This is a genomic window from Mesorhizobium sp. P2_F7, from assembly GCF_056403695.1.
Window position 1 is genome coordinate 65,312 of sequence record NZ_JBFUFA010000012.1, and the last position, 22,878, is coordinate 88,189.

The following is a 22,878-nucleotide window of genomic DNA, read 5'->3' on the forward strand; positions in this document are numbered from 1 at the left end:
TGGCGTTGGCCGCCGTCGCCTCAAATCGGTCGGGCGGGCTGATGCTTGCTACCGTCCCCTGGACAGGCTGCCCAGAATCCCACGCACGATCGCCCGGCCGACCGATGAGCCGACGGACCGCACGACGGCTTTGATCGCGGCCTCGGCCACGGTCTGGCGGTTGGACGGGCGCGGCGCCGGCGCGCGCCTGGACGGCGGCGGCGAATCGTCATTGCCGAAGCCGGGGATGGTCCAGCGCGAGCGGCCGCTGTCGGCCTGTTGCTCCTCCGCCTCCTGCGCGCCCTTGGCCTTCTTCTGCAGCATCTCGAAAGCCGATTCACGGTCGATGGTCTGGTCATACTGGCCGGCGACCGGGCTCTGTTCGACCAGCTTGCGCCGCTCGTCCACTGTGATCGGGCCAAGCCTGGACGATGGCGGCCGGATCAGCGTCCGCTGCACCATGGACGGGACGCCCTTGGCTTCCAGCGTCGAGACCAGCGCCTCGCCGGTGCCGAGTTGGGTGATGGCGGTGGCGCAGTCGAAGTCGGGATTTGGCCGGAACGTCTCGGCGGCTGTCCTCACCGCCTGCTGTTCGCGCGGCGTATAGGCGCGCAGTGCATGCTGCACGCGGTTGCCCAGCTGTGCCAGAACCTTCTCGGGGATATCCAAAGGGTTCTGCGTGACGAAATAGACGCCGACGCCCTTGGACCGGATCAGGCGAACCACTTGCTCGACGCGGTCGATCAGCACCTTCGGCGCCTCGTCGAACAGAAGGTGCGCCTCGTCGAAGAAGAACACCAGCTTCGGCCTGTCGGGATCGCCGACCTCGGGCAATTCCTCGAACAGCTCCGACATCAGCCAGAGCAGGAAGGTGGCGTAGAGCCTGGGGTTCATCATCAGCCTGTCGGCGGCGAGCACGCTGATGGCGCCGCGACCGTCGCGGGTGGTGCGCATGATGTCGGCGATGCGCAGGGCAGGCTCGCCGAAGAAATGCGCCGCACCTTGCTGTTCCAGCACCAGCAGGGTGCGCTGGATGGCGCCGACGGAGGGCTTGGTGACATTGCCGTAGCGCGCGCTGATCTCGTCGGCGCGCTCGGCGATGTTGGCCAGCAGCGCCTGCAGATCCTTCATGTCGAGCAGCAGCAGGCCGTCCTCGTCGGCGATGCGGAAGGCGATGTTCATGATGCCTTCCTGCGCTTCGGAGAGGTTCATCAGCCGTGACAAAAGCAGCGGCCCCATTTCCGAGACGGTGGCGCGGATCGGGTGGCCCTGCTCGCCGAACAGATCCCAGAAGATGACCGGGAACTCCTGGAAGTCATAAGGGTCGAGCTTGACCTGTTCGGCCCGCTTGACCAGGGAATCCTGCGCCTTACCCATCATGGCGATGCCGGACAGGTCGCCCTTGATGTCGGCGCAGAACACCGGCACGCCGGCATTGGAAAAGCCTTCGGCCAGGATCTGCAGGCTGACCGTCTTGCCGGTACCGGTGGCGCCGGTGATCAGGCCATGGCGATTGCCATACTGCAGCAAAAGCTGCTCGGCGCGCTGGTAGCTGTCGTCGGGCTTGCGGCTGGCGCCGAGGAAAATGCTGGTCTCGTCAGCCATATGTCCATGTCTCCGCAAACTGAAGTGTTAAGGCCAATGGCCTTGCCGCACCTATAGTCAGGCCATTGCACAGCGACAATGCCAATCGTCAGATGGGCCAATTGTCTAAACTGGACCAATCCTCCAAATCGGTTTTTGGAGCTTGCGGATTTTGCCGCTGTTTGGCAATCGTTCATGGTTCGTCCACGCGGTCTGACCTATATCAGAGAGATCGAGTTCGGACCCTGGAGTCGCATTGCATTGCGATATCGGACGGGGAACCGTAGACTGGACTGCCCAGGCTGGTGCGGCCGCATAAGAACGAGGAAAATGGATGGGCGCCGGAGCCTTGCAGGAAGTCGAACCCACAAACGTCGAGCGCCAGCGATGGCTGGCCTTGGCGGAAAAGGCGTTGGCCGGCGCATCCTTCGAGGACAGGCTGGTGTCGCACACCGACGACGCCATTCGCATCGAACCGCTCTATGAGCGCGCCGGCGGGGCGGAACCGCTTGTGCGCGCCAACCCCAAGCTGCCCTGGATCGTCAGCCAGCGCATCGACGATCCCGATAGCGGCCGCGCCAAGGCGCAGGCGCTCGACGATGTCGCGCAAGGCGCGACGGGATTGTCGTTGGTCTTCGAAGGCGCCCCGAATGCATTCGGCTATGGCCTGCCGAGGACGGCACAGGCGCTGGAGACGGTGCTTGACGGCGTGCCGCTCAACCGCGTGCAGATCCGCATCGACGCGCATCCCTGGAGCCGCGCCGTGGCCGACTGGCTGGTGGCGTTCCTGAGCAAGCGCCGCTCCGATCCGGCAAAGCTCAACCTCTCCTTCGGCATCGACCCGGCGGCGATCTTTGCCGGCACCGGCCGGCTGCGCATGTCGATCGAGGCCTTGCAGGCATCGATGCCGCAATCGCTTGCGCATTTCTTCTCGCTGGGCGTGCCGGGCGTGCTGCTCGAGGCGGACGGGCGGGTGTTCCACAATGCCGGCGCCACCGAGGCGCAGGAGCTCGGCACCATGCTTGCCTCCGCGGTCTCCTATCTCAGGATGTTCGAGGACGCGCGCCAGCCCCTCGTCTATGCCGCACCACATATCGGCTTTGCGCTCAGCGTCGACCAGGACCAGTTCCTGTCGACGGCCAAGCTCAGGGCGTTGCGCAGGCTGTGGGCGCGAATCCAGGAGACGTGCTCGATCCCGGCCTCGACCGCCAACATCCATGCCGAGACCTCGTTCCGCATGATGACGGCGGCAGATCCCGAGACCAATATTCTACGCACTGCGATCGCCGGTTTCGCCGCGGCCGCCGGCGGTGCCGATTCGATCTCCATCCTGCCGCACACAATCGCGCACGGCCTGCCGGCGCCTTTTGCGCGCCGCGTCGCCCGCAACGCGCAGCTGATCATGGCCAATGAAAGCCATATCGACCACGTCGCCGACCCCACCTATGGCTCGGGCGCGGTCGAGGCGCTGACCTTGGGCTTGTGCGAAGCGGCATGGGCAGAATTCCAGAGGATCGAAGCGGAAGGCGGCGTTCTGGCGAGCCTGCAGCAAGGCCATATCCAGGCGCGCGTAAGGGCAGCATCCGAGCGCCGTGCCGAGGCCTACCGGTCGGGTGAACGGGCAATCATTGGCACCACGCTTTACCCTCTGAAAAGCGAGGCCCCGGTCGAGACGCTGGCGGCCGAGCGGCGGCCTCCCTTCACCGAGGGCGTGGCGGTGTGCGAGGCGCTGTTTCCGGTCCGCATCGACCAGTCAATCGGAGCCGCGCCGTGATCCCGAATTTCTCAGAGATCGGCTGGTCGGCGCCACGGCGCATACCCGTCGAGGTCAAGGGCTCGCGACTGACGCCGGAAGGCATTGCCGTCAAGCATCTCTACGGCCAGGGCGACCTCAAGGGGCTTGCCGATCTAGACACCTATCCGGGCATGCCGCCCTTCGTGCGCGGCCCCTACCCGACCATGTATGTCCAGCAGCCGTGGACGATCCGGCAATATGCCGGCTTCTCGACGGCGGAAGAATCCAACGCCTTCTACCGGCGCAACCTCGCTGCCGGCCAGAAGGGCCTGTCGGTCGCCTTCGATCTGCCGACGCATCGTGGCTATGACAGCGACCACCCGCGCGTTGCCGGCGATGTCGGCATGGCGGGCGTCGCCATCGATTCCATCCTCGACATGCGGCAATTGTTCGACGGCATCCCGCTCGACGAAATGACGGTGTCGATGACCATGAACGGCGCCGTGCTGCCGATCATGGCGCTCTACATCGTGGCGGCGGAAGAACAGGGCGTGGCACAGAAGGATTTGGCGGGAACCATCCAGAACGACATCCTGAAGGAGTTCATGGTCCGCAACACCTACATCTATCCGCCGAAGCCTTCGATGCGGATCGTGTCGGACATCTTCTCCTACACATCGAAGAACATGCCGAAGTTCAATTCGATTTCGATCTCCGGCTATCACATGCAGGAGGCCGGTGCGACGGCCGACCTGGAGCTCGCCTACACCATTGCCGACGGCATCGAATATGCCCGCGCCGGCGTCGCCGCCGGGCTCGACATCGACCGTTTCGCGCCACGGCTTTCCTTCTTCTGGGCAATCGGCATGAACTTCTTCATGGAGGTCGCCAAGCTCCGCGCCGCGCGGCTTTTGTGGTCGAGCCTGATGCAGCAGAATTTCGCGCCGAAGGACGAACGCTCGCTGTCGCTGCGCACCCATTGCCAGACGTCGGGCTGGTCGCTGACGGCGCAGGATCCCTACAACAACATCACCCGCACCATGATCGAGGCGATGGCGGCCACGCAAGGCCATACACAGTCGCTGCACACCAATTCCTTCGACGAAGCGATGGCGCTGCCGACCGACCATTCGGCCCGCATCGCCCGCAACACGCAGCTCATCCTGCAAAAGGAATCCGGCACCACGCGCATTGTCGACCCGTGGGGTGGCTCGGCCTATCTGGAGCGGCTGACGCATGATCTGGCGGCGCGCGCGCTCGCCCATATCGAAGAGGTCGAGAGCCTTGGCGGCATGGCGGCAGCGATCGAACAGGGCATTCCGAAGCTGCGCATCGAAGAAGCGGCCGCGCGCACGCAGGCACGCATCGATTCCGGCGAACAGATGCTGGTCGGCGTCAACGCGCATCGGCCGGAGAACGACATCGCGGTCGACGTGCTGAAGATCGACAATGCCGAGGTCCGAGCCCGGCAATTGTCGAAGCTGCAGAACCTGAAAGGCACGCGCAATGTCGGCGCGGTCGAGAGCGCACTCGATGCGCTGACCCGCGCTGCGCAAGGTAACGAAAACCTGCTGGAATTCGCCATCCGCGCCGCGCGCGCCAACGCCACCGTCGGCGAGATCTCACTGGCGCTGGAAAAGGTCTTTGGCCGCCACGTCGCGTCGGTGCAGACGATCTCCGGCGTCTATCGCAATGCGCTTGGCGACAATCTGGCGGTCGACCGGCTCGTGGAGAAGCTCGAAGCTTTTGAGAAGAAGTCCGGCGGCAAGCCACGCATCCTGGTGGCCAAGATGGGACAGGACGGCCACGACCGCGGCCAGAAAGTTATCGCCACGGCCTTCGCCGATCTCGGCTTCGACGTCACCGTCGGCGCGATGTTCCAGACGCCGGATGAGATCGCCAAGCTGGCGGTCGCGCAGGATGTCCATATCATCGGCGCCTCGTCGCTGGCGGCGGGCCATCTTACGCTGATCCCCGAACTGCGCGATACGCTGAAGAAACTCGGCCACGCCGACATACTGATCGTCGCCGGCGGCGTCATCCCGCCGCAGGATTACGACGCGGTGCTGGAGGCTGGTGCTGCGGAAATCTTCCCGCCGGGCACGGTTATTCCGGAAGCTGCGGATCGGTTGTTGGATCGGCTGCTGGCGGGCTGAGCGACCGCGTCAGGCGTCCGACAGCTTGACGATTTCCCATTCCTTGCCGTTGACGCTTGCGACGTCGCCGACCTTCTTGCCGAACAGCGCAACGGCCATCGGCGAGACGTGGGAAATGCTGCCCTTTGAGGGATCGGCTTCGTCTTCGCCGACGATCTTCCAGTGCACCTTCTTGCCGTCATCGGCTTCCAGCGTAACACCCATGCCGAAGCGCACCTGGTCGCTGCCGGGTTCCGGCACGGAAAGCTCGGCACTTTCGCGACGCGCGGTCCAGTAGCGCAGGTCGCGCGAGACGACGGCGATGCGCTCGCGGTCGGCCTTTCGCTCGGCTTTCGCCAGTATGTCGCGCAGATCGGTCAGACTGTCGTCGATCTGCGCCAGACCGCGCTCCGTCACCAGATTGCGGTGCGGGCTGATCGGCCGCTCGCCGATGCCGGCAATGGCGTTTTCGCTGTCTTCCTCGCGGGTGAAGGCTCTGCTCATCGGATAAACTTAGGCCCGCTTCGGCGACTGTACAAGCCACTTGCCGGACCCGGTCATTGGCCGGACTATAGCCGGGCGAAGACCTCTGCGGCTGGCATGATTCCTGCGGTTGGCCGGACGATCGCAAGGGATGTGCCGATGTTGAACAGACGAGCGCTGCTGAAGGGAACGGCCGGCTTTGCCGTGCTCGGTCTTTCGCTGGGCAATGCCTTGGCAAAGACGGCTGCGCGCGGCTCGATCGACGCCACGGAGCTTGGCGTGCAGCCGAACGCACCGGACGATCAGAGCAAGGCGTTCATCCGAATGCTTGCCGAGGCGAGCGAACGCAACGCGCCGGTGTTCCTGCCGCCGGGCAACTATGTCGTGTCCAACCTGAGCTTGCCCGCCCGTGTCAGGCTTTCCGGCGTGCCCGGCGCCTCGCGCATTATCTACGGCGGCAACGGCCATTTGCTGACCGCCGAACAGGCTGAGCATATCGACCTCACAGGGCTGGTCTTCGACGGCGCCAACAGTTGGCTGGCCGATGACGCGCAAGGCCTGCTCGACCTGCGTCGAGTCGCCCATCTTGCCATCGACAATTGCACGATCACCGGCAGCGGCAAGCACGGGCTGGCGTTCGAGCATGTATCGGGCCGCGTCGAGCGCTGCGACATATCGGGGGCAGCGGATGCCGGCATCTATTCCGTCGAGGCCGCCGGCCTCGAGATATCGGGTAATACGGTGTCGGATTGCGGCAATGGCGGCATTCTCGTGCACCGCTGGCAGCAGGCTGAGGACGGCACCATCGTCAGCGGCAACCGCGTGCAGCGCATTGGCGCGCGCAGCGGCGGCACCGGCCAGAACGGCAACGGCATCAACGCCTTCCGCGCCGGCAATGTCTCCGTCAACGGCAACATCGTCTCGGACTGCGCCTTCTCGGCGATCCGCGCCAACAGTTCCAGCAATCTGCAGATGACAGGCAACACCTGCTCGCGTTCGGGCGAAACCGCGCTCTATTCCGAATTCTCCTTCGAAGGCGCCATCATTGGCAACAACATCGTCGACGGTGCCGCCAACGGCATCTCGATCGTCAACTTCAACGAGGGCGGCCGCATGGGCGTGTGCTCGAACAACATCGTGCGCAATCTGTCGACCACAGGCCCCTACCCTGCCGATCCACCTGGCTTCGGCGTCGGCATCAGCGTCGAGGCCGACACCACCGTCTCGGGCAATGTCATCGAGAACGCGCCGCTCTATGGCATGCAGATCGGCTGGGGCGCCTATATGCGCAATGTGGTTGCGACCGGAAACATCATTCGTCAGGCCGGAACCGGCATCGCCGTCACCGTGGTCGAGGGCGCGGGAAACGCCATCATTTCCAACAATGTCATCGACGGCGCCAAAAACGGCGCCATTATCGGCCAGCGCTGGGCCGAACCCGCGACCGGGGACCTCGCCAAATCAAGCGACAGCGGCTATGCGCATCTGACGGTTGAACGCAACAAGGTCAGCTAGAATAGTCACGGCTTCTCGCGTTTTATTGGCGGCGACTTCTCGGCAGCCACGTCCGATTCCACATCGACTACCACTGGCTCCACGAACCAGGCGTGCTCGGAACGAGCACTCGAAGACGGAAGATCCAACGTCGGAAAGGCCTTGTTGATTTTGTTAATGGCCCAGACCAAGCCGGAAACAATACCGATATAGGCCAACACGCCCGCAAGCATGGCTTTCAGACCGGCATTGTCGGCCACCCAATGCGCTATCCGCACGCTAAAGGCTAAAAGCGCCAAGCTTGTAAAAAGAAGTCCGTATAGGAGACCAAGTGCAATTCGGTGATACACAATGCGGCTCACAATCCGGAATATAGCGCGAACTTATACTTAAATATCTGAAAATTGGCAAAAGCCGAACATCGAATTGGAATGACCTCGATGAATCGCTAGGCGCACTTTCGTTCGGCTTTTAAGGTAGCGGGCGCATCGCTAGCCAATCGCCGCGGTCGGCCGCAACGCCCCGACCTTGGCTCCAATGCGGCTTTCAATTGGCGGATGGGCCAGTTCGCCGAGCTTTGCAGCCACCGTTTCGTCCACCCGCAGCAATTTAGCCAGCACAGCCGCGATCATCACCTCGGCGGCCCGGCCGGCACCGTCATCGCATTTTAGCGCAATGCCAAGGCCAAGCTCTGGAACGGCGGCGCAATAAACGCCCTCGGCGCCGGTCTTGACGAAGATGCGGCCGGGCGCGGCCTCCATCAGCGCGACGTCCGCTTTGCCGGTGCCGGCAACCAGGAAAGGTTCGGCCATGCAAGCTGACAGCAAACGTTTGGCGGCCTTGGCGCGCACAGGGCCAAAGCCCCTGCCCGTCGCCATACGGGCAAAGCCCAGCGCGAAGCTTTTCAGCGGCACGGCGTAGGTCGGGATGGAGCAGCCATCGATGGCCCGGTCATCGGCATCGTGGGCAGCGCCGGTCACCGCCTGCATGGCGTCTCGTACCATCTCCTGAAAGGGGTGGCCGGCCTTGACGTAGCCCTGATGGGCAATCCCCGAGTGCACACAGGTGCAGAGAAAGCCGGAATGCTTGCCGGAACAGTTGTTGTGCAGCGCGTTCGGCGAGCCGCCGGCGCGCGCCAGAGCAATCTCCGCACCATGGCTGGACGGCCAATGCGCGCCGCATTCGAGCGCCGACTTGTCGAGCCCGGCCTTGGCCAGCATCGCCTGCGCCAGTTCGACATGCGCCGGCTCGCCGGAATGCGAGGCGCAGGCCAGCGCCAGTTCGCGGTCACCGAAGCCGTAGGCATCGGCAGCGCCCGTTTCGACCAGCGGCAGCGCCTGGATCGCCTTGACTGCGGAGCGCGGAGAGACTGGCCGCGCCGTATCGCCGATTTCCAGGACAGGCTTGCCGTCACCATCGAAGATCGCGACAGCGCCGCGATGGGCGCTCTCGACGATCGCGCCGCGCAAGACTTCGACCAGAACCGGATTTGTCATAAGCTACGCCCCAAAAATACGGGCTGCTTCTACCTGATCCGGTCGAGGATGGAAACGTAGTTGGCGACGGCCGCGCCACCCATGTTGAAGATGCCGCCGAGTTTTGCCCCGGGCACCTGGATGCCGCCGGCCTCGCCAGTCAACTGCATGGCGGTCAGCACATGCATCGACACGCCAGTAGCGCCGATCGGATGGCCCTTGGCCTTCAGGCCGCCGGACGGATTGACCGGCAGCCTGCCGTCCTTGGCCGTCGTGCCGTCCAGCGCAAGTTTCGCACCCTCGCCGGGCTTGGCCAGGCCCATCGCCTCGTACTCGATCAGTTCGGCGATGGTGAAGCAGTCATGCGTCTCGACGAAGGAGAGATCGTCGAGCGTCACGCCGGCCTTCTTCAAGGCCTGGTTCCAGGCCTGTTCGCAGCCTTCGAACGAGAGAATGTCGCGCTTCGACATCGGCAGGAAATCCTGGACATGCTCGTTGGCGCGGAAGGCAACGGCACGACGCATCTTCAGCGCCGTCGAGGTGTCGGTCAGGACAAGGGCGGCAGCGCCATCGGAGACCAGCGAACAGTCGGTGCGCTTCAGCGGACCGGCAACGAAGGGGTTCTTCTCGCTTTCCTGGCGGCAGAATTCGTAGCCGAAATCCTTGCGCATCTGGGCATAGGGATTGTCGACGCCGTTCTTGTGGTTCTTGGCGGCGATCATTGCCAGCGCATCCGACTGGTCGCCATAACGCTGGAAATAGGCCTGCGCGATCTTGCCGAAGACGCCGGCAAAGCCCGCGGGCGTGTCGCCGTCCTCCGGCAGATAGGACGCCTTGAGCAGGTTCTTGCCGATTTCGGGACCGGGCGTCGTCGTCATCTGCTCGGCGCCGACCACCAGCACGACGCGGGCGGCATTGGCGTCAATGGCGCGGATGCCTTGGCGGACCGCGGCCGAGCCGGTGGCGCAAGCGTTTTCGACGCGCGTCGCCGGCTTGAAGCGCAGCCGGTCGTCGGCCTGCAGCACCAGGCTGGCGGTAAAATCCTGCGGGGAGAAGCCGGCATTGAAGTGGCCGAGCACGATCTCGTCGACCTCGTCCGGGCCGATGCCGGCATGGTCGAGCGCGTCGACCGCAACCTTGGTGATCAGGCCTTCCAGCGTCTCGCCTTCCAGCTTGCCGAAGCGCGAATGCGCCCAGCCAACGATGCATGCGGTCATGGCGGTCTCCATCCTTGGCGCCAGCCTAACATGTGGGCTCAAATGGCGCACTTCGCCTTTATTGTTCAAATATAAACAATCCCTCGTGCGTCGAAAAGGGCCGCAAGCCGACAATCGCTTGGTGCAGGCGGCAATCGAGTCGATTTTTTGTTGATTGACGGATCAATAAAAAATAATCATGCGAACCAAGAGCCGGGAATAACAATGCCGAAAGTCGGAATGGAGCCACTGCGCCGCAAGGCGCTCATCGACGCGACGATCTCTGCGATCGGCGAGCGAGGCTCGCTGGACGTGACCATGTCGGAGATCGCCGGACGGGCCGGCGTGTCCTCGGCCCTTGCTCATCATTATTTCGGCGCCAAGGACGAGCTGCTGTTCGCAACGATGCGACACATTCTGGCGGAACTCACCGCCGACATGCGGCGCGCTCTGCAATCCGCCGCCACGCCGCGCCAACGCGTCTCGGCGGTGGTCGCCGTCAACTTCTCCGACATCCAGTTCCAGGCCGAAACCATCGCCGCCTGGCTCGCCTTCTATGTCGAAGCGCAGCAATCATCGGCCCTGCGCCGGCTGCTCCGGATCTATGCCCGGCGGCTGCATTCCAACCTTATGAGCGGGCTGACCGGCATACTGGCCAGGCACGAAGCCGACCGTGCAGCGGAAGCGACGGCGGCGATGATCGACGGGCTCTACATCAGGCGCGCACTGAAGGACGGCGTGCCGGACGCGGCGACCGCGATCGCGCTGGTCGAAGACTATCTCGAAATCAAACTCGGCGGGCGGCAGACACAGTGACAGCCTCAGTGACATCAAGGCGACCCAACATCCTGATCGTCATGGTCGATCAGCTCAACGGCACGCTGTTTGCAGATGGGCCAGCGGATTTTCTGCATGCGCCGCATCTCAAGGCGCTGGCTGCGCGGTCGGCGCGCTTTGCCAACAATTACACAGCCTCGCCGCTCTGCGCGCCCGGCCGCGCCGCCTTCATGAGCGGGCAATTGCCGTCGCGAACCCAAGTGTACGACAACGCGGCCGAGTTCGCCTCGTCGATCCCGACCTATGCGCATCATCTGCGCAGCGCCGGCTACTACACCTGCCTGTCGGGCAAGATGCATTTCGTCGGCCCCGACCAGTTGCACGGCTTCGAGGAGCGGCTGACCACCGACATCTATCCCGCCGATTTCGGCTGGACGCCGGACTATCGCAAACCCGGCGAACGCATCGACTGGTGGTATCACAATCTGGGTTCGGTGACCGGCGCAGGCGTCGCCGAAATCAGCAACCAGATGGAGTATGACGACGAGGTCGCCTTCCATGCGGTGCAAAAACTCTACGACCTTGCCCGCACCTCCGATGATGCGGCCAGCCGGCCCTGGTGCCTGACGGTTTCCTTCACCCACCCGCACGACCCCTATGTCACGCGGCGGCAATATTGGGATCTCTATGAAGACTGTCCCGCACTGGAGCCGGAGGTGGAATTCATCGCCTATGCCGACCAGGACCCGCATTCGCAACGGCTCTACCGCGCCAGCGACTATGACAGTTTCAACATTACGCCGGAGCAGATCCGCCGCTCGCGGCGCGGCTACTTCGCCAACATCTCCTATCTCGACGACAAGGTCGGCGAGCTGGTGTCGGTGCTGGAGCGTACGCGCGTGCTGGACGACACCATCATCCTGTTCTGCTCCGACCATGGCGACATGCTTGGCGAGCGCGGCCTGTGGTTCAAGATGAATTTTTTCGAGGGCTCGGCACGGGTACCATTGATGATTGCCGGCAAGGGCATTCCTGCAGGCCTGATTTCCGAGCCGGTTTCCAATCTCGACGTGACGCCGACGCTGCGCGATCTCGCTAGCATAGATATCTCAGGGATCGCGCCGTGGACGGACGGTCAGTCGCTGCTGCCGCTGCTTGAGGGCACGAAACGCAACGCCCCGGTGCTGATGGAATATGCCGCCGAGGGCTCCAACGCGCCCTTGGTGGCGATCCGCGACGGCCGCTACAAATTCATCCATTGCGAGATCGACCCGCCGCTTCTGTTCGATCTCGAAGCCGATCCGCGCGAGTTGACCAATCTTGCCTCCGATCCGGCACATGCCGATCTGGTGGCGGCCTTCACCCGAGCCGTGCGGGCGCGCTGGGACATGGCGGCCTTCGATGCGGCCGTGCGCGCCAGCCAGGCGCGGCGCTGGGTGGTTTATCCCGCCCTGCGAAATGGCACGCACTACCCCTGGGAATTCCAGCCGCTGCAGAAGGCCTCGGAGCGCTACATGCGCAACCACATGAACCTCGACAATCTCGAGGACCAGAAACGCTTTCCGCGAGGCGAATGATGACAATTGTCCCCTCTCTCGACCATCTCAGACAGGCCTATGCCGTCACATCGAAGGCGACGCAGATTACACCGCTGCTGGAATCAGCAGCGCTCGCCAAAGAGACGGGCGCTGCGCGCGTCTTCATCAAGCCGGAATCACTGCAATGGGCAGGATCGTTCAAGGTGCGCGGCGCCTATTGGCGGCTGAAGCGGCTGTCGCCTGACGAAGCCAGGAAAGGCGTCGTCGCCTACTCCTCGGGCAATTTCGCGCAAGGGCTGGCGGCTGCCGGCCAGGCGCTCGGCATTCCCGTCACGATCGTCATGCCGATCGACGCGCCGGCCGCCAAGCGCGATGCGACCGCAGGCTACGGCGCGCGGGTCGTGCTGACCGATCATGGCGATCGCGCCCGTGAGGAAGTCGCGGCCGCCAAGGCGCGCGAGATCGCCGAAACCGAAGGTCTGGCTTTGCTGCATCCCTTCGACGATCCGGAGATCGTTGCCGGCCAGGCCGGCGCCGGGCTCGAAGCGCTCGAACAGCTCGATGCCAAGGGCGCCAGCGCCGATCTGTTGTTCTGCTCGGTCGGTGGCGGCGGGCTGATCGGCGGCGTGTCGCTCGCCTTCCACTATCTGTCGCCGGCAACCGAGATCATCGGTGTCGAGCCGGAAGGGTTCAACGGCATGGGAGCGTCATTGGATCACGGCGCCATCGAAACCATGCCGATTGCGCCGAAGTCGATCTGTGACGGGCTGATGTCACGGCGGCCGGGCGATGCGCCCTTCGCGGCCGTCAAGACCGCAGGCGTGCGCGGCATCACTGTCGACGACGCCTCGGTGCGACGGGCGATGAAGATTGCCTTCGAGCGGATGAAGCTGGTGCTGGAGCCGTCGGGCGCCGCATCGCTGGCAGCGCTGCTCGGTGGCAAGGTGAATGTGGCTGACAAAACAGTCCTGGTTGTGGCTACCGGCGGCAACGTTTCGCTCGCCGATTTCATGGCGCATATGAACAATGCTTGAAGCAGATTTCGTCATCATCGGCTCCGGCTCGGCCGGCTCGGCCATGGCCTACCGCCTGTCGGAAGACGGCAAGCATTCGGTCATCGTCATCGAGTTCGGCGGCACCGATATCGGCCCGCTGATCCAGATGCCGTCGGCGCTGTCGATCCCGCTCAATATGAGCCTCTACGACTGGGGCTTTGCCAGCGAGCCCGAACCGCATCTCGGCGGCCGCGTGCTGGCGACGCCGCGCGGCAAGGTGATCGGCGGCTCGTCCTCGATCAACGGCATGGTCTATGTCAGGGGCCACGCACGCGACTTCGACCATTGGGCTGAAGAGGGCGCGACCGGCTGGGGCTTCGCTGACGTGCTGCCCTACTTCAAGCGGATGGAAGACAATGACGGCGGCGAGGAAGGCTGGCGCGGTCACGGCGGCCCACTGCATGTTCAGCGCGGCCCGCGGAAAAATCCGCTCTACGGCGCCTTTGTCGAGGCCGGTCGCCAGGCCGGGTTCGAGCTGACCGACGACTACAATGGTTCCAAGCAGGAAGGCTTCGGGCCGATGGAGCAGACCATCCGCGGCGGCCGCCGCTGGTCGGCGGCATCGGCCTATCTGAAGCCGGCTCTCAAACGGCAAAATGTCAGCGTGGTCAAAGGTTTCGCCCGCCGCGTGATCATCGAGAATCAACGCGCCGTCGGCGTCGAGATCGAAGCTCACAAACAGATTCAAGTCGTTAAGGCGCGACGTGAGGTGATCGTTGCGGCGTCGTCGATCAATTCGCCCAAGATCCTGATGCTGTCCGGCATCGGCCCTGCCGCGCATCTCGCCGAAAACGGCATCCAGGTGGTCGCCGACCGGGCCGGCGTCGGTCGCAACCTGCAGGATCATATGGAGCTCTACATCCAGCAGGAATCGACACAGCCGATCACGCTGAACTCGGTCCTCAACCCGTTCTCCAAGGCGCTGATCGGGGCGCAGTGGCTGTTCTTCAAGACCGGCCTCGGCGCCACCAACCATTTCGAGGCAGCAGCCTTCGTGCGCTCTCAAGCCGGCGTCGACTACCCAGATATCCAGTACCACTTCATCCCGGCGGCTGTGCGCTATGACGGCAAGGCGGCGGCGAAGTCGCATGGCTTCCAGGCGCATGTCGGGCCGATGCGCTCGAAGTCGCGCGGCTCGGTGACGCTGCGCTCGCCCGACCCGAAAGCGACGCCGGTGATCCGCTTCAATTACATGTCGCATCCAGACGACTGGACCGAGTTCCGCCACTGCATCAGGCTGACCCGCGAAATCTTCGGCCAGAAGGCTTTCGACAGTTTTCGCGGCAAGGAAATCTCGCCGGGTTCGCATGTTCAGTCGGACGAGGATCTCGACGCCTTCATCCGGGATCATGCCGAGAGCGCCTACCATCCGTGCGGAACCTGCAAGATGGGCCGCGCCGATGATGTCATGAGCGTGGTCGATCCGGAGTGCCGGGTCATTGGCGTCGAGGGGTTGCGAGTGGCGGACTCCTCGATCTTCCCGCGCGTCACCAACGGCAACCTCAACGCTCCGTCGATCATGACCGGCGAGAAGGCATCCGACCACATTCTCGGCCGCACGCCGCTGGCGCCGTCCAACCAGGAACCCTGGATCAATCCGCGCTGGCAGGTCGCGGATCGATAGGGCATTGTCCAGCCAAGATCATTGGAGAATTCATATGCGCGCCCAGCCAACGGCATCGCACTATGTCAACGGCCGCTACATCGAGGACGAGGGTGGTGCGCCGTTGCCGGTGATCTACCCGGCGACCGGTGAGGTCATCGCCACGCTGCATTCTGCAACGCCGAATGTGCTGGAGCTCGCCATCGAAGCCGCGCGCGCCGCACAGCCAGCCTGGGCGCGGATGAAGCCGGTGGAGCGCGGCCGCGTCCTGCGCCGCGCCGCCGACATTCTGCGCGCCCGCAACGCCGATCTCGCCCGCATCGAGACGCTCGACACCGGCAAGGCGATCCAGGAGACGCTGGTGGCGGACGCGCCTTCAGCGGCGGATTGCCTCGAATATTTCGGCGGCGCGGTCGCCGCCTTCAACGGCGAGGCCATCGATCTCGGCGGACCCTTCGCCTATACGCGCCGCGAGGCGCTCGGTGTGTGCGTCGGCATCGGCGCCTGGAACTATCCGATCCAGATCGCCGGCTGGAAATCCGCGCCGGCGCTCGCCATGGGCAACGCCATGGTGTTCAAGCCGTCGGAAAACACACCGCTGTCGGCGCTGGCGCTGGCCGAAATCTACTCGGAAGCCGGCCTGCCCGACGGGCTGTTCAACGTCGTGCAGGGCTATGGCGATGTCGGCGCCGGCCTGGTCGGCCATGATGTCGTTGCAAAAGTCTCGGTGACCGGCTCGGTGCCGACCGGCCGCAAGGTGCTGTCGCTCGCCGGTTCGAAGATGAAGCACGCGACGATGGAGCTCGGCGGCAAGTCGCCGCTGATCGTCTTCGATGACGCCGACCTCGAAAACGCCATTGGCGGCGCCATGCTCGGCAATTTCTATTCCACAGGCCAGATCTGTTCCAACGGCACCCGGGTGTTCGTGCAGAGCGGCATCCATGACCGTTTCGTCGACCGACTGGTCGAGCGGACGAAAAAGATCCGCATCGGCGATCCGCTCGACCCGGAAACGCAGATGGGACCGCTGGTCAACAAGGCGCAGCAGGAGAAGGTCGTTTCCTACATCAAGGCCGGCCAGCAGGATGGCGCGACGCTCGCCTGCGGCGGCAATGTGCCGTCACTGCAAGGCTTTGATGGCGGCTTCTTTGTCGAGCCGACGGTGTTCACCGGTGTCACGGACAACATGCGCATTGCGCGTGAGGAGATTTTCGGCCCGGTGATGAGCGTGCTGAAGTTCCACGGCGAGGACGAGGTGATCGACCGCGCCAACGACACCGAATTCGGCCTTGCCGCTGGTGTCTTCACCCGCGACCTGCAGCGAGCGCATCGGGTGATCGCCGAGTTGCAGGCCGGCACTTGCTGGATCAACGCCTACAATCTGACGCCGGTGGAAATTCCTTTCGGTGGGGTCAAGCAGTCTGGCATCGGCCGCGAGAATTCGCTGGCGGCGCTGGCGCTCTATTCGCAGCTGAAGGCGGTGTATGTCGAGACGGGGGATGTGGCGAGCCCGTATTGACGCTGACGATTGGCGAAGGCCGAGGCGACAGCCAATCTCCCCCCTTGCGGGGGAGATGTCCGGCAGGACAGAGGGGGTGTGAAGGATCGCCAAGCTCAGGTGTGATCTTTTCACCCGAAGGGCATTTGATAGTCGTGAATAACGGATAGGCTGGCGGGACAGCACCCCCCTCTGCCTTGCCAGGCATCTCCCCCGCAAGGGGGGAGATTGGCAGCTTCAACGCCTCACCCCTTCTCCACCGTCCCATCCAGATACTGCGTCAGCGCGCACACCAGATGATAGAAGATGCTGGCCGGCACATCTGATGCCAGCGAGCGGCCGCGTTCGTCGATGCGGTCGATCCAGAGGCCGAGCGGGGCCGGGTCGATGTGCCAGCGGAACAGGCGGCCGACTCGCGCCTCGATCTCGGGCTTGAGATCGGGACCGCCCGAGCCATCCAGTGCGATCGCCGCCTTGATCGCTTCTGCCTGCGGCCAGCTGCGCGATACAAGGTCGAGAGGCAGGCCCTGCCGTGAGACGGCGCCGTAAGCAAGCCCGGTGGCGCGGTTGAGGCCGTTGGCGATGGCCGAGGCATAGAGCTTGCGGGCAAAATTGCTCAACTCGTTCTGGCCGCTGCGGGCGGCGAAGTCGGTGAGCAGCGAGGCCCATTCGAAATGGTGGCCGGGTTCGGTCCATGTGCCCTTCTCGCCGGTCGCCGGTTTCCAGCCGGCGTCGAAATATTCGCCCAGCGTCCAGCTCTCGGCATCGAAGAAATGGCTGCGGAAGAGGTCGATGATGCGGGCGGCGCGGCGCAGATAGGTGCGATCGCCTGTCGCCTCGTACCAGGCGAGGAAGGCCTCGAGCAGATGCATATGCGGGTTGGAGCGGCGCTCGCCCGCGCCGTCCGACGTCTCGAGAAAGCCAGTCATACGGCTGTCCTCGAGATGCGCGTCGAGAAACAGGAAGGTCTCCTCGCCCAGCCGCAGCGCCTCCGGATTGCCGCACATATGCGCATGCGCCAGCGCAAGCAGCACGCAGGAATGGTCGTAGGCGTCCTCGGTGGCGTCGGCGACGGAACCATCGACATTGAGCGTGCGCACCCAGCCGCCTCTGTCGGTGCGGCCCTTGCCGGCCATGAAGGCAATGCCATGGGCGATCAAGCGGTCGGCCGGGCCGTCCCAGCCGCGCGCCTTGGCGACGGCGAAGGCATAGACCTGCCTGGCCGTCGTGCGCATGCGCTTGGGCTTTACCAGCGGATTACCATCGAAACCGAGCGCCTCGTGAAAGCCGCCATGGCGCTCGTCGACGCCTGCCGTCGACCACAGCGGCAAGGTCTCTTCGAACAGCCAGTGATGCACGCGCCGCCGCCAGGCGCCGCTTTCGATGACGCGATCATGCGCCGGGGTGAACCTTGTTTCCAGCCGGCCCGATTTCTCCAGCTGCTCGACGATCTTCTTCACATGCTGGCTGTGGCTGACCGGAGCGACGAAGGTGGCGTCCGCGGTCGAGACGATGGCGACGTCCTTCATGCCGATCGCCGACAACAGCCGGCCGTCGCTTCGGATATAGGAATTCTCGCAATCGATGGCGACGACGTCGCCGACGAGGACATTGCCCTTGGCGTCGGCCGGGCCGACATCGAGCAGCGATTGCCAGGAGCCGAGATCGTTCCAGCGGAAGCCGGCCGGCACCATGCCGATGTCCTTGGCCCGCTCCATGATGGCGTAGTCGATCGAGTTCGACGGGATGGCGGCGTAGAGGTCCAGCGGCATATAGAGGCCGGACAGATCCGATGTCGCCGCCTTGTAGGCCGCTTCGGTGGCTTGCCAGATGTCGGGCTGGAAGGCGGCGAAGGCGTCGCGCATGGCGCCGGCGCGAAACAGGAAGATGCCGGTGTTCCAGTAGAAGGTGCCAGCCTCGAGGTAGCTTTGCGCGGTGGCGAGGTCGGGCTTTTCGACGAAGCGCGAGACGTCGAAGACACCGCTGTTCTCGCCTGACACCTCGATATAGCCGTAGCCGGTCTCGGGCTGCGTCGGCCTGATGCCGAAGACCACCAGCCGGCCAGCAAGGGCTGCCTCGCTGCCCGCCTCGACGCTCTGCCAGAATTGCTTCGGTGTCGCAATCTCGTGGTCCGAGGGCACCACCAGAACCAGGCTGTCGCCGAACTCCGACAAAGTGCGCAGCGCGGCCAGCGCGACGGCGGCGGCGGTGTTGCGCCCGGTCGGCTCGAACAGCGGGCCACCGCCTGAGAGGTCGAGGCCGGCAAGGTCGGCATGAACGCGCTCGGCATGGCGCTCGGCAGCGATGAGGAAGATCGGCGTCTCGCCGCCCGGCCGCGCCGTCAGCCGGCGCAACGTCTTGGCCAGCATCGAGCCGTCGCCGGAAAAGTCGTGGAACTGCTTTGGATTGTCCTCGCGCGACAGCGGCCACAGCCGCGATCCGACGCCGCCACTCATGACAAAACTGACAATGCGCTCGGTCATTCGGGTCTCGTGCTCAAGGGTTGTTGGTCGATTGGGTAGCACGCATGCCTTTAAGCCGTGTTTACCTGACTGGAAATCCGCACGGCTGCCAGTTCGACGAAGGCCCTGACCAGGGGCGAAAGGTGACGGCTGCTCGGATAGAGGACGTGAAGGCCACCGGCCGGCGTCGTGTGCTGCTTGAGAACGCGCTGCAACCGCCCTTCATTGATCAACCCCTCGGCAAGCACGTGGGGCAATTGGGCGATGCCGAAGCCCGCAAGCGTGGCTGCAACGACCGCCTGCATCTCATTGGCGGCGAAGCGGCCGGCCACGGCGACCGTCTCCTGGCCGCGCGGCCCATCCAGCACCCAGTGGGCACCCGACGTCGATGGGCCGGCGACGACGCATTGATGGCGCGCGAGATCCGCGGGCTCTTCCGGCACGCCGTGGCGCGCGAGATAGTCCGGGCTGGCGCAGAGCAGCCTGTGCGTCGAGCCGAGCTTGCGGGCGATCAGCGTCGAATCCTGGAGCACGCCGGTGCGGAAAGCGAGATCGATACCGTCCTCGACCAGATTGAGCTTGTCGTCGGTCAGGCGGAGCTCGACCTTGGTCTTTGGATACATTTTGAGAAAGTCGACCACGGTAGGGGTAAGGAAATGGCCGCCGAAGCCGACCGGGGCCGAAATGCGAATCGTGCCCGACGGCTCCGCCCGCGCCTCGGCAAGGCGCAGATTGGCTTCCTCGATCGTCCGCAGCGCCTGGCTGCTCTGCTCGTAATAGAGGCGCCCGGCATCCGTCAGGTTGAGGCTACGCGTCGTGCGCTGCAGCAGGCGCACCCCAACCTCGCGTTCCAGCGCAGCAATGCGGCGGCTGACCGTCGTCTTGGGCATGGCCAGCAAGCGCGCCGCGGCGGTGAAGCTGCCGGCTTCGACGACGCGCGCAAATACGACGATGTCGTTGAGATCGAGCATTGTATCCAGATATGGGACAAAGTTTTCCAATTATAGGCAATTATGCATCAATGCGACAGGTCCTAATTTTGCTCCAGCGAAACAACAAGGAGCAGACGAGATGACCAGCAAACGAACCATTCTGGTGACCGGCGCTACCGGCCAGCAAGGCGGTGCAGTGGCGCGCGCCCTGCTGTCGAAAGGACATCGGGTGAAGGCGTTGACGCGCAAGCCAGACAGCGAAGCTGCTCGGCATTTGGCAGCGGCGGGCGCCGAAGTGGTGGCCGGCGATCTCGCCGACAGAGCCTCCGTGGTGAGGGCCGCCGGAGACGTCGACACCATGTTCCTGATGGGCAACAGCTATGAGGCCGGCATGGAAGAAGAAACCCGCCAGGGGATCCTTGCCGCCGATGCGGCGAAGGCTGCCGGCGTCGGGCATCTGATCTATTCATCAGTTGCCAGTGCAGACAAGAAAACCGGGATTCCGCATTTCGACAGCAAGTATCTCGTCGAAAAACATGTCGTCGGGCTCGGCATCCCCTACACGATCAGTGCGCCGGTCGCCTTCATGGAGAATGTCGTCGCGCCGTGGTCGATCAGCGCGCTCAGCCAGGGCACTTATGCCTTCGCGGTGCCGCCAAAGCGTGCCCTCCAGCTGGTCGCGCTGGCTGACATCGGCGCTTTCGTCGCGGCCTTGGCCGAGCGGCGCCAACAGGTGTTCGGCAAGCGCTTCGACTTCGCCGGGGACGAACTGTCGGGTGAAGACGAGGCGAAGATCCTGTCGCAGGCCATCGGCCGCCCGATCAGCTATCAGGAAATCCCGATCACCGTGGCGCGCCAGCAGAGTGAGGATGCCGCGCTGATGTTCGAATGGTTCGACCGCGTCGGCTACGACGTCGACATAGACGCCTTGCGCAAGGAATTCCCGGAGGTCCGCTGGCACAGTTTCGCCGACTGGGCACGAGAATTCGATTGGAGCGTCCTTGGGCAGGCGACTTCCGTCGCCTGACTGCCTGTCGCCCCTGAAGTTCTTGGGAAGCGGACCATGCAAGGCGCGGATCCGCTTACCCCCGGCCCTGAACCTCAAAAAGTCTGGTTGTAGGCGCCGACCTCGGGACTGCGGCGCAACACGGCATTGACGGCTTCGAACATCTGCCAGCGGCGCTCGGAGGATACCGGGCTCTCCACCACCACGACAAGCGACGGCTCGTTCGACGAGGCACGCACCAGGCCCCAGGTGCCGTCCTCGGCCACGACACGCACGCCATTGACGGTGATGAGGTCGGCGATCTTCTGGCCAGCGAAGACGGCGTCGTCCTTCTTCATTGCCTGAAAGTCGGAAACCACCCGTTCGACAACGCTGTATTTCACATCGTCCGGGCAGTGCGGCGACATGGTCGGCGTGCCGAAGGTCAGTGGCAGATCGTGGTAGAGATCGGCCATCGACCTGCCCGGGCTGCGATCCAGCATTTGGCAGATGGCGATCGCCGTCACCAGGCCGTCGTCATAGCCACGCCCGATCGGCGGATTGAAGAAAAAGTGACCTGACTTTTCGAAGCCTGCGACGGCGCCGAGTTCGGCGACGCGGCGCTTGATATAGGAGTGGCCGGTCTTCCAGTAGTCGGTGACCGCGCCATTGGCGCGCAGGACACTGTCGGTGTTGAACAGCCCGGTCGACTTGACGTCGACGACGAAGGTAGAGCCCGGGTGGAGCCGCGAAATATCTCGCGCCAGCATGACGCCGACCTTGTCGGCGAATATCTCATCGCCTTCATTGTCGACGACGCCGCAGCGGTCGCCGTCACCGTCGAAGCCGAGGCCGACATCGGCCCCGGCTTCCAGCACCTTGTCGCGGATGGCGTGCAGCATCCGCATGTCTTCGGGATTGGGATTGTAGCGCGGGAAAGTGTGATCAAGCTCGACATCGAGTGGGATGACCTCGCAGCCGATCCGCGCCAGCGCTTCCGGCGCAAAGGCGCCGGCGGTGCCATTGCCACAGGCGACGACCACCTTCAGCGGTCTCGAGATGCGCTTGCCCGCAGTCAGATCGTTGAGATAGGTCTCGCGGAAGCCGGAAACGAAATCATAGGAGCCGCCGCCGACAAGGTCGAAGTCGCCGGCCAGCACGATTTTCTTCAGCGTACCCATCTCCTCGGGACCAAAGGTCAAGGGGCGCGTCGCGCCCATCTTGACGCCGGTCCAGCCGTTCTCATTGTGGGAGGCCGTGACCATGGCCACTGACTGGGTCTCGAGCGCGAACTGGGCGAAATAGGCCATCGGCGACAGCGCCAGGCCGACATCCCTGACACGCGCGCCGGCGGCCATCAGCCCGGACACCAGCGCCAGCTTGATCGACAGCGAATAAGACCGGAAATCATGTCCGGTGACGATGTCGGGCCCGGCGCCAAGGCGGCGGATAAGCGTGCCGAGCCCCATGCCGAGCGCCTGGACGCCGATCAGGTTGAGCTGAGGCGGCACTTCCGAGGCCGGATGGCCGAACCACCAGCGGGCGTCATATTCGCGAAACCCGGACGGCTTTATCAGCGCCGAGGTTTCAAACTCGAAGGTGTTAGGCCGGGCGTCGCCTACGATTTTCAGGGGCAAGACAGCAGAGCTCCGGATGGCGAAAATACGATTTATCGAGGCTGCTCCCTAGCACGCAAGGCTTTAAGCCGGGTTTACCCCGAGCGGGAAATCCAAGCTTTGCGGCAATGCCCGACGAAAGCGAATGAAATGCGACAGAAGCGCTGTCATTGCCGCTTGCAGGAACGAAGTACGGCGGCTATAAGCCCGCGGTCTGGTCACGGAGTGTAGCGCAGCCTGGTAGCGCACCTCGTTCGGGACGAGGGGGTCGCAGGTTCAAATCCTGCCACTCCGACCAGAAAAAACAGACACTTAGGTGTCCGTTTCTCCC

At 64.0% G+C, this 22,878-nt stretch carries 17 protein-coding genes and 1 tRNA gene; 10 read left to right on the top strand and 8 right to left on the bottom strand.

Annotated features, from left to right (window positions below; genetic code table 11):
- Positions 1-48: 48 nt before the first annotated feature.
- Positions 49-1,584, bottom strand: a complete 1,536-nt coding sequence (locus tag AC1DZ8_RS27440) for a helicase HerA-like C-terminal domain-containing protein (protein ID WP_477302516.1) — start codon at positions 1,582-1,584, stop codon at positions 49-51.
- A 313-nt stretch (positions 1,585-1,897) separates the two neighbouring features.
- On the opposite strand from AC1DZ8_RS27440, the gene AC1DZ8_RS27445 reads away from it, so the two are divergent.
- Together AC1DZ8_RS27445 and scpA are read left to right on the top strand one after the other, a co-directional pair.
- The gene (locus tag AC1DZ8_RS27445) at positions 1,898-3,337 is read left to right on the top strand and encodes a methylmalonyl-CoA mutase subunit beta (protein ID WP_477302518.1); all 1,440 of its coding nucleotides are present in this window, start codon (positions 1,898-1,900) and stop codon (positions 3,335-3,337) included.
- Positions 3,334-5,454, top strand: a complete 2,121-nt coding sequence (gene scpA / locus AC1DZ8_RS27450) for a methylmalonyl-CoA mutase (protein WP_477302520.1) — start codon at positions 3,334-3,336, stop codon at positions 5,452-5,454. Before AC1DZ8_RS27445 ends, scpA begins: the two co-directional genes overlap by 4 nt.
- Before the next feature lie 9 nt (positions 5,455-5,463).
- Here scpA and greA read toward each other — a convergent pair whose 3' ends face one another.
- Positions 5,464-5,937, bottom strand: a complete 474-nt coding sequence (gene greA, locus AC1DZ8_RS27455) for a transcription elongation factor GreA (RefSeq protein WP_477302522.1) — start codon at positions 5,935-5,937, stop codon at positions 5,464-5,466.
- 138 nt (positions 5,938-6,075) lie between these two features.
- Here greA and AC1DZ8_RS27460 point away from each other — a divergent pair, with 138 nt between their 5' ends.
- Entirely contained in the window at positions 6,076-7,431 is a 1,356-nt protein-coding gene (locus AC1DZ8_RS27460) for a TIGR03808 family TAT-translocated repetitive protein (RefSeq protein WP_477302524.1), read from the top strand.
- A gap of 5 nt (positions 7,432-7,436) precedes the next feature.
- On the opposite strand, the gene AC1DZ8_RS27465 is transcribed toward AC1DZ8_RS27460, so the two are convergent.
- From AC1DZ8_RS27465 to AC1DZ8_RS27475, 3 genes are all read right to left on the bottom strand, one after another.
- Entirely contained in the window at positions 7,437-7,670 is a 234-nt protein-coding gene (locus tag AC1DZ8_RS27465) for a hypothetical protein (RefSeq protein ID WP_477302526.1), read from the bottom strand.
- Positions 7,671-7,901: 231 nt separating this feature from the next.
- A complete protein-coding gene (locus AC1DZ8_RS27470; protein WP_477302528.1) occupies positions 7,902-8,906 on the bottom strand; it encodes an asparaginase in 1,005 nt (334 codons plus the stop codon).
- Positions 8,907-8,935: 29 nt separating this feature from the next.
- Positions 8,936-10,102, bottom strand: coding sequence for an acetyl-CoA acetyltransferase (locus tag AC1DZ8_RS27475; RefSeq protein ID WP_477302530.1), 1,167 nt, complete (start codon positions 10,100-10,102; stop codon positions 8,936-8,938).
- 204 nt (positions 10,103-10,306) lie between these two features.
- Here AC1DZ8_RS27475 and betI point away from each other — a divergent pair, with 204 nt between their 5' ends.
- From betI to betB, 5 genes are read left to right on the top strand one after another with little or no spacing between them, the layout of a single operon-like run.
- Positions 10,307-10,897, top strand: coding sequence for a choline-binding transcriptional repressor BetI (gene betI, locus AC1DZ8_RS27480; RefSeq protein ID WP_477302532.1), 591 nt, complete (start codon positions 10,307-10,309; stop codon positions 10,895-10,897).
- A gap of 8 nt (positions 10,898-10,905) precedes the next feature.
- Entirely contained in the window at positions 10,906-12,435 is a 1,530-nt protein-coding gene (gene betC, locus AC1DZ8_RS27485; protein ID WP_477302534.1) for a choline-sulfatase, read from the top strand.
- Complete coding sequence (locus tag AC1DZ8_RS27490; protein WP_477302536.1) at positions 12,432-13,430, top strand: threonine/serine dehydratase; 999 nt, start codon at positions 12,432-12,434, stop codon at positions 13,428-13,430. Before betC ends, AC1DZ8_RS27490 begins: the two co-directional genes overlap by 4 nt.
- Positions 13,423-15,075 (top strand): choline dehydrogenase, encoded by a 1,653-nt coding sequence (gene betA, locus AC1DZ8_RS27495; protein WP_477302538.1) that lies wholly within the window; start codon positions 13,423-13,425, stop codon positions 15,073-15,075. Before AC1DZ8_RS27490 ends, betA begins: the two co-directional genes overlap by 8 nt.
- A 34-nt stretch (positions 15,076-15,109) precedes the next feature.
- Positions 15,110-16,573, top strand: a complete 1,464-nt coding sequence (betB, locus tag AC1DZ8_RS27500; RefSeq protein ID WP_477302540.1) for a betaine-aldehyde dehydrogenase — start codon at positions 15,110-15,112, stop codon at positions 16,571-16,573.
- A gap of 224 nt (positions 16,574-16,797) precedes the next feature.
- On the opposite strand, the gene AC1DZ8_RS27505 is transcribed toward betB, so the two are convergent.
- Together AC1DZ8_RS27505 and AC1DZ8_RS27510 are read right to left on the bottom strand one after the other, a co-directional pair.
- A complete protein-coding gene (locus tag AC1DZ8_RS27505) occupies positions 16,798-19,035 on the bottom strand; it encodes a mannose-1-phosphate guanylyltransferase/mannose-6-phosphate isomerase (protein ID WP_477302542.1) in 2,238 nt (745 codons plus the stop codon).
- A gap of 50 nt (positions 19,036-19,085) precedes the next feature.
- Entirely contained in the window at positions 19,086-19,985 is a 900-nt protein-coding gene (locus AC1DZ8_RS27510; RefSeq protein WP_477302544.1) for a LysR family transcriptional regulator, read from the bottom strand.
- Between the two features lie 100 nt (positions 19,986-20,085).
- On the opposite strand from AC1DZ8_RS27510, the gene AC1DZ8_RS27515 reads away from it, so the two are divergent.
- Positions 20,086-20,973, top strand: a complete 888-nt coding sequence (locus tag AC1DZ8_RS27515) for an NmrA/HSCARG family protein (protein WP_477302546.1) — start codon at positions 20,086-20,088, stop codon at positions 20,971-20,973.
- Positions 20,974-21,047: 74 nt separating this feature from the next.
- Here the strand turns inward: AC1DZ8_RS27515 and AC1DZ8_RS27520 are convergent, their stop codons facing one another.
- Positions 21,048-22,568 carry a phosphomannomutase/phosphoglucomutase gene (locus AC1DZ8_RS27520; protein WP_477302548.1) on the bottom strand — a complete coding sequence of 507 codons (1,521 nt, stop codon included), beginning with the start codon at positions 22,566-22,568 and terminating at the stop codon, positions 21,048-21,050.
- A 200-nt stretch (positions 22,569-22,768) separates the two neighbouring features.
- Here AC1DZ8_RS27520 and AC1DZ8_RS27525 point away from each other — a divergent pair.
- Positions 22,769-22,845: transfer RNA gene (locus tag AC1DZ8_RS27525), tRNA-Pro, on the top strand.
- The last annotated feature ends 33 nt before the right edge of the window (positions 22,846-22,878 follow it).

Bases quoted from the DNA above. Each gene is read 5' to 3' on its own strand.
- AC1DZ8_RS27440 (WP_477302516.1), bottom strand. From the start codon at position 1,584: ATGGCTGACGAGACCAGCATTTTCCTCGGCGCCAGCCGCAAGCCCGAC.
- AC1DZ8_RS27445 (WP_477302518.1), top strand. From the start codon at position 1,898: ATGGGCGCCGGAGCCTTGCAGGAAGTCGAACCCACAAACGTCGAGCGC.
- greA (WP_477302522.1), bottom strand. From the start codon at position 5,937: ATGAGCAGAGCCTTCACCCGCGAGGAAGACAGCGAAAACGCCATTGCC.
- AC1DZ8_RS27460 (WP_477302524.1), top strand. From the start codon at position 6,076: ATGTTGAACAGACGAGCGCTGCTGAAGGGAACGGCCGGCTTTGCCGTG.
- AC1DZ8_RS27470 (WP_477302528.1), bottom strand. From the start codon at position 8,906: ATGACAAATCCGGTTCTGGTCGAAGTCTTGCGCGGCGCGATCGTCGAG.
- AC1DZ8_RS27475 (WP_477302530.1), bottom strand. From the start codon at position 10,102: ATGACCGCATGCATCGTTGGCTGGGCGCATTCGCGCTTCGGCAAGCTG.
- betI (WP_477302532.1), top strand. From the start codon at position 10,307: ATGCCGAAAGTCGGAATGGAGCCACTGCGCCGCAAGGCGCTCATCGAC.
- AC1DZ8_RS27490 (WP_477302536.1), top strand. From the start codon at position 12,432: ATGATGACAATTGTCCCCTCTCTCGACCATCTCAGACAGGCCTATGCC.
- betA (WP_477302538.1), top strand. From the start codon at position 13,423: ATGCTTGAAGCAGATTTCGTCATCATCGGCTCCGGCTCGGCCGGCTCG.
- betB (WP_477302540.1), top strand. From the start codon at position 15,110: ATGCGCGCCCAGCCAACGGCATCGCACTATGTCAACGGCCGCTACATC.
- AC1DZ8_RS27505 (WP_477302542.1), bottom strand. From the start codon at position 19,035: ATGACCGAGCGCATTGTCAGTTTTGTCATGAGTGGCGGCGTCGGATCG.
- AC1DZ8_RS27510 (WP_477302544.1), bottom strand. From the start codon at position 19,985: ATGCTCGATCTCAACGACATCGTCGTATTTGCGCGCGTCGTCGAAGCC.
- AC1DZ8_RS27515 (WP_477302546.1), top strand. From the start codon at position 20,086: ATGACCAGCAAACGAACCATTCTGGTGACCGGCGCTACCGGCCAGCAA.